Raw genomic sequence first — 14284 nt, 5'->3', positions numbered from 1 at the left:
CGGTTCGCCGCCCGGCCCCATTGTGCATTATTCATTATACACTATACATTCACTGCCACTGGTTCCCGGACCTGCATCAGGTCGGCGGGGAGGGTGATCTTTGCCAACAGCTTCTCTTCAAGCAGATTGGCCCACTCGTTCAGGTACGTTACCACGTCGTCGCGGCGGTTGTGTTTCAGAAAGCGCCGTTCGAGCGGCAACCGCACCAGTACCTCGCGGTCGTCGAGCTTCTCTAAATGTTTCAGGTCTTCCAACGCCAGACCCGCGCCGAGCATCTGGTTAATGATGACATCGAAGGGTAATTGGCTCGTGTCGCAGTAATCAGCCACCTGTTCGTTCCAGTCGCCATAGCGTTGCATGGCATACTGGTGAATTTGGTCACGCGTCATTTTTGTTAATTCCTGGGCAAGGTTACCACAGTTACAGCCACCCATGTGCCCCCACTGGTAGGGAGCTCCTTCGGCCAATTTGCGGGCCGTGCGGCGTAAAGCGTCGATCAGTTCCGGATTGGGACGTGCCATTTTGAAGTTTACGTTTGACGTTTGGTGTTTGCTGGTTTTCACTCACATACGATCAGCAAACTACGAACTATCTACCGTTTCGTCAACGCCTTGTTTGCGCAGATTGTTCATCCCAAATCGGCTTGCGGCTAAACAGACGGGCATTACCTTTGGCACCCTATTCTACCTCCTCACCGTGATTGCTTCATTGCTTCGGACCGGTTTGTTTGTGGGCCTTGTTGGCCTATTGGCTAGCTGCTTCAACAGCCGTCCTCAGCCGGTTTTTCCGTTTACGCCAGTCACACAGACTTATTCAGTCGCTCAGCTACAGACCGACTTCCGGCTGATGCGCCGTGCCCTCGAAGAAGCGCATCCCGGCTTGTACCGCTACCATCCACGCGACAGCGTGTCGCAGTGGTTCGATGCGGCCTACGCCCAGCTTACCAAGCCCATGACCGAGCTTCAGTTTCGGCGGGTCATCGAGCCGGTAGTCGACCGCATCGGTTGCGGCCATACCGACCTTTACGCGTCTAAATCTTTTACGGCTTATCGAAAAAAACACCCGCTGCGCCCCTTTCCGGTCGATGTGGCCGTGCTGAACGATCGGTTGTACGTGCGGGAAAACCGCAGCACCGATTCCACCATTCAACGTGGCAGCGAAATTCTGGCGATTGATGGGCACCCGGCCCAGCCGCTGCTCAACCAGTTTTACCGCTACATCTCGTCGGACGGCTACAACCAGACGTTCAAATCCTACGTGCTGAACACGGGCAGTTTCGGGTCGTATTACGCGCTTGTCTGCGGCATCGACTCGGCGGCCCGCCGCCTCACCTTCCGCGACACTACCGGCACGATTCGAACACTAACGTTCCGCACGCGCCCCGACAAACTCCCTCCCCGACTCGACTCGCTCGATAAACGAAACGTACCGGCGTCGAGCCCCCGCAAGAAACCCAAACCCGACAAAGCCCCCGACGAGCAACGGCAGTTTTGGCTCTCTGAGCGCGATTCGTCGGTAGCGGTCATGAAAGTGTCGTCATTCTCCGGCTTTGGGCAGCGGCTGTTTTTTCGGCAGAGCTTCGAGGCCATTGCCGCCAACAAGGCCATCAAAACCCTTATAATCGACCTGCGGGGCAATCTGGGCGGTAACTCTGGCACGAGTCTGCGACTGGCATCATACCTGATCGACAAACCGTTTCAGGCTTACACGCAGGTGGATGCGCCCGTGCGGAACGTGTCATTCAATCGCTACCTGGGTTGGAAATTCTGGCGGTTCTGGCTGCGCAATTTCTTCACGCGCCGCACGCCCGAGGGTACCTATCGCCGCACCGGCACCACTAGCCCCATAAAACCCATCCGACATGGTGGTTTTCGGGGCCGTGTTTTTCTGCTCATCAACGGGGGTACGTTCTCGGCGGCCTCCATTTTTGCCTCGCTGGTAAAACACAACAGCGCCGACCGGGTCACGGTTGTCGGGCGCGAAACGGGTGGCGGTGCCTATGGCTGCAACGCCTTTACTTCGCCTTACCTGACGCTGCCGCAAACGGGCGTGCAATTGCGACTTCCGCTCTACAAAATTGTGCTGGCGATTCCCGGTCAGGATCAGGGCCACGGCGTCCTGCCCGACGTACCGGTGGCCTATACCGTACCCGCCATCTTATCCGGCCAAGATCTGGACATCGAAAAAGTGTACGAGTTGCTGCGGTGATGGGCGTGGGGCTGGGGGCGTGGGGAAAATACCGCTTCGCTCTACGCCCCCAGCCCCACGCCCCCAACTCACCAACAAATAAGCCCTCAGACAGGCGTCCGGAGGGCTTATCGACACTACCTACGAGTGAATTAATTAATGCTGGGCGATTGCGTTGGGGCTGAGGCGGGCATCAGCAGCTTGCTCATAAAATTGGGGAAGTAATACACCCTAAACAGGCCGTTGTCGTTGATGACCCACCGTTCGCGCTGGGCAATCCGAAACAGCCAACTCGACACTTCCGACTGCCCGGCCCGGTAGCCCTGATCGCGCAGATATAGTTTTACGTTCAACGTGGTGGTGCTGCCCTCGGCCAGCATCAGCATGGTAGCAGCCATGCGCACCGCCTGACGATTCAATGCTTTGAGTTTCATAGAGAGTAGTCATTTCTGGTCATTTGCCTTCGGCGTCATTAATGGTCATTCGTTGTCATTCATTATTTTTTACTACGAATGACTATCAATGACAACAAATGACGCCGAAGGCAAATGACCTCTTTAGCTTTTCACACGAACCAGATACCGGATGGTGCTTTGATCCTGATTATAGACGATGAATTCGTTTTTCAATAGGCTTTTGCCTCGTTGGGCATACACTGAATCGTAGTGTTTGCCCCGCTGCTTCAGCTTGTCGGCGTCGAGGTCGTAGCACCACAGTTCGTGCTGATCGACAACCAGTTGCTTGCCCACGTGCACCTCGTAAATCGCCAGATAGGCTTCTTTTTCCCGGCCAGCGGCCCAGGTCGAACCGCTGAGCGAGGTGTAGTTGAGCGACTTGCTGAACTGATCGGCGAAATAGACGCCGTAACCAAACATTTTGCCGGTGATGACGGCGTTGGTTGGGCGCAACACAAGGCCACTTTTCAGGATCGACAGCCAGTTTTCGCTGCGGCTACCGTGCCAGAGCAATTGCGTTTTGGGGTGGCGCGCTTCGGCCATGTGCAGTGCAAAGGCTACCTCGGTCCGGGCCTGACTCACGCTGAAGGCCGCATCAAACTTGTCGGCGTCGGAGCCCATCATGCGTTTGATGAACGTCAGTATCCGATCGTCGGTAACGGGTTCGATGCTGAGGCCAAGCGTATCGAGCAACGGGGTCGGTGTGTCTTCGGGAGAGTCAGTTGGCACGGCGTTCAACTCCACCTGACTCCGCATCACGTCGAGCGTTTCCTGCTCAACGGCCAGCCGGTCGCGCAGAGCCTGTAGGTCGGCGTCGGTTTGCGGAGCCTGAGTCACCAGGTGCTGATTCACCCGGCCCATCTTTCGGGGAATGGTCTGAAACAGCGTCAGGAGGGTATCGTTGTAAACGGCAGGATCGACGTGCAGACTCAGCAGGCCGGCCAGTTGATCGAGCAACTGCTGGGCTCTGTCGACCTGTTGGCGCGTTACCTGTTGCGCCGTCACGACGTAATTGCGGAAGATCGACTGCCGGGCGTATCCGATCAGTTTATCCACCAACGACCGCACGGTGGCGTCGGCGATGGTTTCGGTCCCCGTCGATTCGGGCGCATCGGCATATAGGTGCGTCTGATCGACGTACCCTTTGGCCAGCTTCTCCCGAATTTTGCTGTCCCAGAGCGTGATTGGGTACGTTGCCGTGCTTTTGGTACTGCCCACCCGGCCATAGTCGACCTTGAACGTGCCGTTGGCCGTTTCACGCATTTCGTAATACTTATTGTTGTTCTGCGCCGAGACCATGATCAGCTTCACGGTACGAAGGGCCGTGGAGTCCTGCGCCCTCATTGGGGCGGGCGCGGGAGTGGCCGTGGTCGTCAGCGTGGGCGGGGCACTGGTGGTCGGGGTAACGGCTTTGAGCGCGTCGGCCGGGTCGGCCGTGCCCATGATATGTTGGATCAACTGAGAAAGCATAGGAAAAAGGCGTTGCCACAGAGGCAGCGAGCGCGAGCCGAAAACCCGTCGCTGCGTGCCTCTGTGGGGTCTAACAATCATTTACAACATGGCCCGCCAGAACAGCGTGAGGCGTTCGCGCTGAACGTAGCTGCCCGAATCAGCCGCTGGGGCCTGCGTGATGCTGCCATACTGGCTCAGGCTGTAGATGCGGGCGGCCGCGGGCAACGTCGCGTATTTCACCAGGGCCTGAAACCACACCGCCCGGTTCTGGTAAGGAGCCAGCAGCGTGCGACCGCGGCTCAGCAGCCGGTGTTGCTTGGGCGTCCAGACGGGCCGACGCAGATGCACCATGCCGTTGCCCATCAGCAGATCGGGCAGCGCTTCGGGGGGTGCATCGGGCAGGAGTTCGGTTAGCAGAAACAGGCCCAGCTCGATATTCAGCAGCCGGTTGGCCGTTTGCCCGTGCAGCTCATACTGGTGCTTGATGCGCGTGGCCAGTGGCTCCTGCCAGCCGAAACGCCCGCTGCCGCTGTATGTCGGCAGGGGTAATGACGGCAGCGTATCGGCGAAGCTGGCCGTCGACGCTGCAAAGCGGGTTGGCGCCAGGTTCGCTGAAGGGCGGGTTGCAGATGTTATCGTTTTCATTAGTTGTTGTCGTTGTTGTTTGGTACTGTTCGAGCAGGGTCACGCCAGCAGGTGTGTCAGGGTGCGGACGCGGTTGCGAAAGAAGCCCACCGATTTGGGGCTGAATCGCTCGCCATCGCAGCTGATGTCGAAGGCTTGCGTATCGTGCGGGAGCCGGGCGTATCGATCGAGCAGGTCGGCCCAAAGGGAGCGTGTCCCGCCAGGGCGGGATGGCTGCGTCAGTTGCGCCAGCATCAGCCGGGCTTTGTCGAGGCTGCGGCGTTGCTTGGCGGTCTGGGCCGTGCCGTCGATCAGCAGATCGGGCAGTGTGGCAGGCGAGGCCGAGGGGCTGATGGCGGCCAGGAGGCACAGGCCAAGTTCAACGTCGAACAATTGGCGGGCCGAGAGTTGGCTCAGCCGGGGCGCGCGCGACGCCGGGGTGACCGGCAGGGCTGTTAGCATTGGGTTTGTTTGCGGACGCTGTCTAAGGTTCATGATGTTCGTTCTGTAATGTCCTGTACAAAGATTTACCCCCCAGAACGTAATCTTTTTCCGTTGTGCTATTTTTTTTCACTTATTTTTCAGGGGAAATAAGTGAACGCAAAGGCGCGAAGGGTTCACGAAGCGCCCAGCGTTTTGTCGTAAAACGAAACGTCGCCGTGCCCTTTGCGAGCCCTTCGTGCCTTCGCGTTCCATTCATACTCCTATGCCGATAACCCGCTCTGCTTTTCAACGCTATCGCCTGATCGATGAGGTGATTAGCCGCTACCCACGCCAGTATTCCAAGCAACGGCTCTTCGAGCTGTGTCAGGAAACCTGCGGCATCCGGTCGGTGTCGTCGCTCGAAAAAGACATTCAGCGCCTGCGCGAAGACCACGACGCCCCCATCGCCTACGACAAGCGGGCCAACGGTTACTACTACACCAACCCGCAGTTCAGGCTCCTGAAGCTGATGCTTACGCCCGACGACATGGAAGCGCTCGACTACGCCCGCGAAGTGCTGGCCGCTACGCAGGGTGCCTCGGTCGCCGATGAACTCACGAGCGCCTTGCAGAAAGTGCGGCAAAGCCTCGACATCATCCGGGAAGTCAAACCCGGCGACCACCCCGACGGGGCCGGGCGGCGGGTGGTGTATGTCGAGGAAAAGATTCTGGGCGGTAACCGCCACTACGTACCGGTACTGATCCGGGCTGTGAACCAGAACCGACAGATCGAATTTCGGTACCAGAAGCACGAGGACGTACCTGGCAAGCTGACCCGGCGCACGGCCCCGCCCCCACCCTTGCGCACGCTTCACCCCATTCTGCTGCGCGAGGTGTGGGACAGTTGGTATGTGATCGGTTACGACGAAAAAACGGGCGGCGAACGCACCTTCGCCCTCGACCGGATGAGCGACCTGAGCATCACCGATGAGCCCTGCGCCGTGCCGCAAGCCGTGATCGACAACGTAAGTGAGCTATTCGAGCATATCTACGGCATCACCGACAGCAGCGGCCCCGTCGAGGAAATCGTGTTGAAATTCAGCCCGCTATTCGGCCGCTACATCAAAGCCAAACCCATCCACCAAACGCAGGAAATCATCAGCGACACCGATTCGGCCTGCGTGGTGCGCCTGCGCCTGGCCCCCAACCGCGATCTGCTGATGCACCTGCGCTCGTATGGCGAACACCTGTGCGTGCTGAAACCCGACAGCCTGGTGCAGGAAATCAAAACATCCCTGGAGAAAACACTGGCCGCCTACCATGCCTGATGCACTGTACACCTTCACGGCACCTCTGTTGCGCTTTGCCGAAAAAGGCGAAAAAACGGGCTGGACATACATCGTGCTGCCACTGGCCGTAACCGAAGCGTTGAAACCGGGCCGGAAAACATCGTTTCGGGTGAAGGGATTACTCGATGCGCACCCGATCAGTCAGGTGGCGCTCATTCCGATGGGGCAGCAGGACGATCCTGACGAGAACTGGAATGGAGCCTTTATCATGGCGATCAACGCCGGTATGCGGAAAGCGATCGGCAAAGAGGCCGGTGCAACCCTTACGGTCAGCCTGGCTGTCGACGATTCACCGCTGGTCAACTCCGGTGACCTGATGACCTGCCTGGCCGACGACCCCACCGCACTGGCCTTCTTCGAGTCGCTTACGCCGGGGCATCAGCGCTACTACAGCCGCTGGATCGACGACGCCAAAACCATCGAGACCAAAACCAAACGCATCGCTCAGGCCGTGCAGGGCTTCACCATGGGCCTGGGCTACCCGGAGATGATCCGGTATTTTAAGAGCCGAAAAGGCTGATTTGTTTTTATGATGGTATCATCATTCTCCCCTGTTACCAAATAGAATAAGTAGCGTCTAAAAAACCGTATGCAGACGCTTTTCTGGCTCCTGGTTAGCCTCTTCTTCGTTGGGTTGACCCTCAACACGCTTCACTACTTCTTCTACGCGGCCATCGGGCGGGCGGGTAGTGCCGACGACGTGACGCCCACGCCCGACATGCCGAAGCGGCGTATTGCGGTGCTGGTGCCGGCCTACAAAGAAGATGCGGTCATCCTGGATTCGGTGCGGGCTAACCTGCAACAAGACTACCCGGCCGATCGCTTCCGCCTCATTGTCATTGCCGATTCATTTCAACAACATACTCTCGACGCGCTGGCGCAAATGGCTGCCGCGGCGCCCGTAACGGTGCTGCCCGTCTCGTTTGAGGTCTCGACCGTAACGAAGGCCATCAACGCCGCCCTCGCCACCATCTCGCCCGATGAGTTTGACATCGTGATGGTTTCCGACGCCGACAATCACCTGGCAACGGATTTCCTGAGTCGGGTCAACGCGGCCTTTGCGGCGGGCTGGCGGGCCATTCAGGGGCACCGGGTCGCCAAGAGCACCGCGGCCTACGAGACCTCACGCGTGGCCGTGCTCGACGCCGTCAGCGAAGAGATCAATAACCACATTACCCGCCGGGGTTACCGCGTGGCGGGGCTATCGGCGACGATCATCGGCTCGGGCATGGCGATCGAAACCGGCCTGATGAAAGCCGCCATGAGCGGGCTGACTACCATTGGCGGTTTCGACAAGGAACTCGCCATGAAACTCGCCGTTGATGGGCATCGCATTGGTTACCTCGAAAAGGCGTTTGTGTATGATGAAAAAGTAGCGAAACGGGCTGTTTTTGAAAACCAACGTACCCGCTGGATTGCGGCGCAGTATCAGTTTGTGGTCGACTATTTCAGGCCGGGTATGGAAAACCTGCTGTCGGGCAACTGGCTGAGTGGCATCAAGCTTGTGCAGGAAATGGCATTGCCCAAGGTGTTGCTGCTGGGGATTCTGCTGCTGACGACGCTCATTTGCGCCATCGCCGGGCACGTACCTACGCTGTTGCTATCAGCCCTTTTGCTGCTGACCCTGATGGCGAGCATGGCGCTGTCGATTCCGGCCTATCTCTGGCAACGGCTGTCGTTCCGCGATCTGGGTGTCGTTTTCACGCTCATGCTCAGCTTTGGCAAGGCGCTGCTCAACATGCGCAAGGCGTTCAAATCGTTCATGCACACGCCACATAACGCATAAATGAATGGAACACGGATGAACGGACTATCAAGATTTACACGGATTCTTTGGTAATCCAGAGACTACGCCAACCCATGCATGTACATCCGCGCAAATCTCAATAATCCACTCCATCCGCGTTCCATTCTCTTTTTTCATGCTTCCACTTATTTCGCTCATTACGATCAACTACAATCAGGCCGAGATGACGCGGTTGTTTCTCGACTCGGTTCGCCACCTAACGTACCCAAACGTCGAGGTGATTGTGGTCGACAACGCGTCATCACCCGCGCTGAGTACGCAGGTCGATCTAGGTACGTACCCGTTCGTGCGGCTAGTGCGGAGCGAGAAAAACCTGGGCTTTACCGGGGGCAATAACCTCGGCATCGAGGCGGCAAAGGGCGATTATTTCTTCATCGTCAACAACGATACCGAGCTGGAACCCAACCTGCTCGACGAACTGCTGAAGCCGTTTATGCACAATCCGCAGGTCGGGGTGGTTTGCCCTAAAATTCGCTTCTTCGACGCGCCCAATCTGGTGCAGTTCGCCGGATACGGACCCATGAACATGTACACGGGTACGGCGCATCTGGTGGGGTTCAACCAGCCCGATGGCCCGCAGTTCGACGCTCCCGCCAATACACCCTTCGCCCACGGCTGCGCCATGCTCGTCAGCCGGGCGGTCGTGGAACGGGTCGGTCGGTTTGCCGATCGGTTTTTCCTGTATTACGAAGAGCTCGACTGGTCGCAGCGCATCCGCGACGCCGGTTTCCTGATTCAGTACCAGCCCACGGCGACCATCTGGCACAAAGAGTCGGCGTCGGTGGGGCGCGAGAGCACGCTACGGACCTACTACCTCACCCGCAACCGCATTCTGTTTATCCGACGGCACGGTTCGCTGGCGCAACGGCTTATTTTTTACGGTTTTTTTGCTACCGCCGTACTACCCAAGCACATGGCCTCGTATTTGCTGAAAGGTCAGTGGAAACACGCCAAAGCTTTCGTCGATGCCACCGTCTGGAACGTCTGGAACGGAACGGCTTCACCGGTTTAAGTTTCGTAGTTTTAGGTTTCGAGTCGTCAGTTTATCGGCAAGCACGCCATCTGAACGCTCAAAACTGAAAACGCAAAAGCTCATTGTATGCCCGAATCCATCTCCCTTTTCCTGAGCCGCTGGCGCTACAATCCCTGGGTCTATGGGGGGATGGGCATTGGTATGGCTTTTTTGGCGGGGGTGCTCATCGCCAAGATGGGTATTATGGGTGGGCTGGCGGTTATTGCCATACCTATTGGCATAGCCGTACTGCTGGCCGTACTGCTGGAGCCTAAGATCGGCGTTTATCTGTATGCCAACCTTAGCTTTCTGATTGGCGCCGTCCGGTTTCTGGATACCGACGTTCAGGTTGGGTTAGGACTCGATGGGCTGCTCATGCTCACCTTCGTGGGTACGTTGCTCAACGCACGGCGCATGGCCTGGCACCGGCTGAAGAACCCCGCCTTTTTCTGCGTATTGATCTGGCTGTTCTATACGATTCTGGAGTATTTCAACCCCAACTCGCCTTACCCACCCGCCTGGTTCTACCACGCCCGGTCGTTTTCGCTCAGTTGGGTGTTTCTGTCGTTCATCGTGCTGGTCAACCCTATCACCCGCGACGATGTCTGGCTACTGGTGAAGACCTGGATTGGCTGGTCGGTTCTGGCCGCTTTCTGGGGCTTTAAACAGCAGTACGGCCACGTTATCGGCCTGCGCGACCTGGAGCAGTCAGAGATGAACTGGCTAATGGCGGGGGCCGCCCGGACGCACATCCTTTGGGGGCAGCTTCGGAGTTTCTCGTTCTATTCCGACGCCGGCCAGTTTGGCTCCGAAATGGCGGGCGTTAGCCTTGTCTGCATCATCCTGTTCATGGCTGAAAAGCGGTGGTTCTACCGACTCGTGTACCTGGCACTGGCTTTGTTTATCTTCTGGGGCTATGCCGTATCGGGTACGCGCTCGGCGTTATTTGTCTTGCTGGGTGGCTTTGGTGCGTTTCTGGTCCTACAGCGCAAGCTCGCGCCCATCCTATACAGTGCCATGGTGGGCATACCCATTCTGGCCATTTTGCTCTACACGCATATCGGCGACAGCGTGTATCAGATTTACCGTATCCGGACGGCGTTGCGGCCCACCCAGGATGAATCGTTTTTGGTGCGGCTCGAAAACCAGGAACGGCTCAAGCATTATCTGGCCGATCTACCCTTCGGAACGGGTATCGGTAGTTCGTCGGGGGCCGGGGTACGTTTCTCGCCCTGGCACTGGGCCGCCCAAATTCCGCCCGACAGCTGGTACGTACAGCTTTGGATCGAAACGGGCGTTGTTGGGTTAGGGGTGTATCTGTTCATGCTGGCGGGCATTATCCTGACGGGCATCTGGCGACTCTGGCACCTTAAAGACCCGAATACGATCACCCTGATGCTCGTCCTGCTATGCGAATTCATCGGTATATGCGTCGTGAGTTATTCCAATCCCATTTTGGGGCAGTTCCCGACGAGCACCATGCTTTATATTAATACTATGCTCTTCGCCTCAGCCAACCGATGGGATAAAGGCTAATGTACAATGGTTAGTGTACGATGGGCAATGAGTAGGCAGCGGCCTAATAACATACGTTTAACACTAATGCCTGCGGTTTAGCGCTTAGTCATTGTACGTCGTGCATTGAAACACACTATGGATATTATTTGCGTAGGTCAGACCACTTGGGAAGGCGATTATCAGAAAGCCATTGTGCAGTTGTGCTGCGAGTTGGCCGTTCGGCACCGCGTTCTGTATGTTGATTACCAGCATACCGCCAAAGACTGGTTGATGGGCGCGCTGGGCCGCCAGAAAGACGTACCTGTGCGGAAAATTGCCCGGCTGGAAAGCCCACTAACGACCAAACCCGGCGAGCAGGGCAGCACCGTGCACGTGTGGCAACCGCCTATGATGTTGCCAATCAACGCCTTACCTACCGCCGCCCACGACCGGCTGCACTCGCTAAACATGACGCGGTTGCTGGCAGGTATGCGGGGCGTCATGAATCAGTTGGGCTTCCGGAACCCGATTGTCATTAATGGTTTTCATCCGGTTTTGGGCGTACCGATGCTGGGTCAGTTGAACGAAGCGGCCACCATCTACTACTGCTTTGACGAAATGGCAGCGGCCCCCTGGATGCGGCAGCATGGCCTGCGTTATGAACGCGAATTTCTCCGCCGCGTCGATGCGGTTGTGACTACGTCAGAAGCGCTGCTTCAGAAAAAATCGGAGCTACAGGCCAATGCGTTTTGCGTGAAAAATGGGGTCAATTTTGAGCTGTTTCATCAGGTACGTGCGCTGATCGACCAACATCCGCCCACCCGCCCCGTAGTGGGTTACCTGGGTTCCGCCGACAGCCGCGTGGACATCGATCTGGTAGAGCACTGCGTCAAAACCATGCCCGACGTGACGTTTCAGTTTGTTGGCGAGGTCAGAGAGCCGACGATCACAAGCCGGCTGGGTACGTATCCGAACGTAACCTTCACGCCGCCACACAAGCCCGAACAATTACCCACGCTCCTGGCGGGGTGGTCGGCCACCATGATTCCGTTCGTGTGTAATCCCCACACGTACACCATCTACCCCCTGAAAATTAATGAATACCTGGCGGGCGGCCTGCCCGTTGTATCAACGCCCTTTTCCATTCTCGACGATTTTACCGGAATCGTCAGTATGGCTGAAACGCCCGAAGCGTTCGCCAACGCCCTTCGCCACGCGCTGACCGACCAATCGCCGGAACGCATTCAGGCGCGTATCGATATGGCCCGCGCCAACTCATGGGCGCACCGAGCCAAAGAATTTGAAGCTGTCTTTGAGCAGGTATTATCGGGTAAGTTGATTATGAACTAGCTTGTGAGTGGGTCGTTACGCTACCCGCTGCGTTCACGTCACTCCTTCCTTTTGTCGAGACCCAACGGCCCAACGCTTCATCGTACTGTTTGAGCAGCCGGGCCGGGTTACCGCCAACGACGGAAAACGGCGGCACGTCGCGGGTAACAACGCTTCCCGCCGCTACCACCGAATGCCGACCGATGGTTACGCCCGCCACCACAACGGCGTTTGCCCCAATCCAGCAGTCGTCTTCCACCACAATGGGGCGCGTCGAGACGGGTTGATTCTTGATAGGTACGTCGATGCGCTCATAATCGTGGTTGAGGCCCGACAGCACCACATGCTGGGCGGTCATGACATTGTTGCCAAAACACACAGGACCAATTACGGTAGAGCCGACTCCCAATAAGCAGGAGTCTCCAAACTCTACAGACCCTACTCCATTGTTTACCAGGCAGTAATCTTCGATGATCGACTGCGCCCCAAGTCTGAATGTATTGAATGGCAGCACATCTAACCGCGCCCGCCATTGAATCTGGGCCGTGCGGTGATGACGATGCACGAATGGGTTCACAAACCAACTCACCCACCGGCGCGGCCTGGCTTTGCGGGGATGTACCAGCGCATACAGCATGAAGCGCTTCAGGGCCGGTTTCTGTACGATATACTCTTTAATGCTCATAGTTAGCGGGCTGAACAACTAGTAGTATGGCTGCTGGCATTGCCTACTGGTGAACCGTTCTGAGTTGACGGCATACGCTTAGCATCCACTATAGCGTCTAGTCTGACAGCCCCATAAGTTCTTGACGGACATATGGGCCACCTGGTCACTATCTTATTTCACCTCCGCGATATACAGGCCGATTGGCAGGTGTCCTTCTCGGCCAACCCTAACGAATTTAAGGGATCGTAGTACGCCTGTACTACCCTTTTGCGCACTTCAACGCCCGCCTCTGCCCGGTCCGTGCCAACCCGTGGGCGCACCGCGCAGACCACAAAGCCAGGTTAGATCAGGTACTGGCATATAGAAGGGTGCGGGTAGATGCCTCAATATCGCTTCACGACCCGCACTTTTTCGGCGACTCCAGCTACATGAAGGTAATACGCGCTCCCTTCCTGACTGACGGTGGCATGCGGGCGATACACCGAGTGATCGACGTAGCAGTATTCATCCTGCTGCCAGCGCTCGCCATCGCTGAACACAAACACCGTTTCCCGATTACGAAAACCGCTAAACTGCCCTTGTAGATTACCCTGTTTGACAATGGTCATGGCCCTGTTGAGTTAGGTAGATTGATGGATATCCTGCGCGGCCCATAGCAACGTCAACGCTTCGACCTGCGAGCGATGCCGGTCTATGTGGAAGCGCAGGAATTCGAGCCGCTGCCCGAACGTCATGGAGCCCGAAATGGGGTGCGGATGGGCTTTTCGCAGTAAGTCGTCTTCCTGGAGAATAGCGCAGAAGTCGGCCAGGCTGGCTTGCAGGCCGTGCAGCGCCGACGCCCAGTAGGCCAACGGCCCACCCATACGCGGGGCCGCGACCGCTGGTACCCGTTCGTTTTCCTGCCACGTTCGCCGGATCACCTCTTCGATGGACAACCCATCGTTCGGGCCGACACCTTCGTAGCTCACCGTCCCCGCCCGGATACCCAGCAGGGTTTTCCACATGCCCAGGATACCGCCCTGCTCCGCCCAAAACAGGTGCTCGGTGATATCGACGGCGCTCCACCGACTAGGGGCCGGTTTCCACTGCGCCGCTGCCTCGTCTAGATTGGCTACCGCATCGAGGTAACGCTGACGGGCAAGACCGACATCATGCAGCAGGTGTTGGGTGGTTGTCATAATGCTGATTGGGCAAGGAATAGCAATATCGCAAAACACTGACAGCCAGTGATTACCGCTTACTAATCCGTTCCTAGCCAATACCGATCTGCCATTGAGTGCTCTAATCCCGACTTCTCAACAAAGTTTGGGATCTACTAGGCTCATTGTTAGCGCTTGACCAGCCAATTCCGCAAAAAGGAAAGCAAGCCTACCAAGCAGCATAAAAGACCGGCACCACGCAAAACGGCTCCCCAACCAAGGACGTAATAGGTATCGGCAAGTTGAACCGAAAATGTCTCCCTTATCCAGAAAGAGGCAAGTAG

15 protein-coding genes are annotated in these 14284 nt (G+C 57.1%); 7 read left to right on the top strand and 8 right to left on the bottom strand.

The features are described 5' to 3' along the window. Window positions 1–41: 41 nt before the first annotated feature. The gene (locus tag FAES_RS03590) at window positions 42–521 is read right to left on the bottom strand and encodes a hypothetical protein (RefSeq protein ID WP_015329834.1); all 480 of its coding nucleotides are present in this window, start codon (window positions 519–521) and stop codon (window positions 42–44) included. Window positions 522–615: 94 nt separating this feature from the next. Here FAES_RS03590 and FAES_RS03585 point away from each other — a divergent pair, with 94 nt between their 5' ends. Continuing rightward, entirely contained in the window at window positions 616–2208 is a 1593-nt protein-coding gene (locus tag FAES_RS03585) for a S41 family peptidase (protein WP_148289282.1), read from the top strand. A 131-nt stretch (window positions 2209–2339) separates the two neighbouring features. Here FAES_RS03585 and FAES_RS03580 read toward each other — a convergent pair whose 3' ends face one another. From FAES_RS03580 to FAES_RS03565, 4 genes are all read right to left on the bottom strand, one after another. After that, the gene (locus FAES_RS03580) at window positions 2340–2621 is read right to left on the bottom strand and encodes a hypothetical protein (protein WP_015329832.1); all 282 of its coding nucleotides are present in this window, start codon (window positions 2619–2621) and stop codon (window positions 2340–2342) included. 123 nt (window positions 2622–2744) lie between these two features. Next, the gene (locus FAES_RS03575) at window positions 2745–4112 is read right to left on the bottom strand and encodes an ADP-ribose polymerase (protein WP_041257497.1); all 1368 of its coding nucleotides are present in this window, start codon (window positions 4110–4112) and stop codon (window positions 2745–2747) included. Between the two features lie 81 nt (window positions 4113–4193). Then, the gene (locus FAES_RS03570) at window positions 4194–4739 is read right to left on the bottom strand and encodes a pPIWI_RE_Z domain-containing protein (protein ID WP_015329830.1); all 546 of its coding nucleotides are present in this window, start codon (window positions 4737–4739) and stop codon (window positions 4194–4196) included. 39 nt (window positions 4740–4778) lie between these two features. Then, window positions 4779–5180, bottom strand: coding sequence for a pPIWI_RE_Z domain-containing protein (locus FAES_RS03565; protein ID WP_051054017.1), 402 nt, complete (start codon window positions 5178–5180; stop codon window positions 4779–4781). Between the two features lie 244 nt (window positions 5181–5424). On the opposite strand from FAES_RS03565, the gene FAES_RS03560 reads away from it, so the two are divergent. From FAES_RS03560 to FAES_RS03535, 6 genes are all read left to right on the top strand, one after another. Then, entirely contained in the window at window positions 5425–6468 is a 1044-nt protein-coding gene (locus FAES_RS03560; protein WP_015329828.1) for a helix-turn-helix transcriptional regulator, read from the top strand. Further along, window positions 6461–7009, top strand: coding sequence for a YdeI/OmpD-associated family protein (locus FAES_RS03555; protein ID WP_015329827.1), 549 nt, complete (start codon window positions 6461–6463; stop codon window positions 7007–7009). Before FAES_RS03560 ends, FAES_RS03555 begins: the two co-directional genes overlap by 8 nt. A 69-nt stretch (window positions 7010–7078) precedes the next feature. Then, a complete protein-coding gene (locus tag FAES_RS03550; RefSeq protein WP_015329826.1) occupies window positions 7079–8275 on the top strand; it encodes a glycosyltransferase family 2 protein in 1197 nt (398 codons plus the stop codon). Between the two features lie 136 nt (window positions 8276–8411). After that, window positions 8412–9308, top strand: a complete 897-nt coding sequence (locus FAES_RS03545; RefSeq protein ID WP_015329825.1) for a glycosyltransferase family 2 protein — start codon at window positions 8412–8414, stop codon at window positions 9306–9308. A gap of 87 nt (window positions 9309–9395) precedes the next feature. Beyond that, window positions 9396–10844 carry an O-antigen ligase family protein gene (locus FAES_RS03540; protein ID WP_015329824.1) on the top strand — a complete coding sequence of 483 codons (1449 nt, stop codon included), beginning with the start codon at window positions 9396–9398 and terminating at the stop codon, window positions 10842–10844. 117 nt (window positions 10845–10961) lie between these two features. Continuing rightward, the gene (locus FAES_RS03535; RefSeq protein WP_015329823.1) at window positions 10962–12155 is read left to right on the top strand and encodes a glycosyltransferase; all 1194 of its coding nucleotides are present in this window, start codon (window positions 10962–10964) and stop codon (window positions 12153–12155) included. Here the strand turns inward: FAES_RS03535 and FAES_RS03530 are convergent. From FAES_RS03530 to FAES_RS03520, 3 genes are all read right to left on the bottom strand, one after another. Further along, entirely contained in the window at window positions 12145–12819 is a 675-nt protein-coding gene (locus FAES_RS03530) for an acyltransferase (RefSeq protein ID WP_015329822.1), read from the bottom strand. The genes FAES_RS03535 and FAES_RS03530 overlap by 11 nt on opposite strands. Window positions 12820–13184: 365 nt before the next feature. Then, window positions 13185–13409 (bottom strand): hypothetical protein, encoded by a 225-nt coding sequence (locus tag FAES_RS03525; RefSeq protein ID WP_015329819.1) that lies wholly within the window; start codon window positions 13407–13409, stop codon window positions 13185–13187. Between the two features lie 12 nt (window positions 13410–13421). Beyond that, window positions 13422–13979 carry a DinB family protein gene (locus tag FAES_RS03520; RefSeq protein WP_015329818.1) on the bottom strand — a complete coding sequence of 186 codons (558 nt, stop codon included), beginning with the start codon at window positions 13977–13979 and terminating at the stop codon, window positions 13422–13424. Window positions 13980–14284 lie beyond the last annotated feature (305 nt).

This window comes from Fibrella aestuarina BUZ 2 (assembly GCF_000331105.1).
GTDB classification, from domain to species: domain Bacteria; phylum Bacteroidota; class Bacteroidia; order Cytophagales; family Spirosomataceae; genus Fibrella; species Fibrella aestuarina.
The sequence above is the reverse complement of the archived record's forward strand: the minus strand, read 5'-3'. Positions and strand labels throughout refer to the sequence as shown.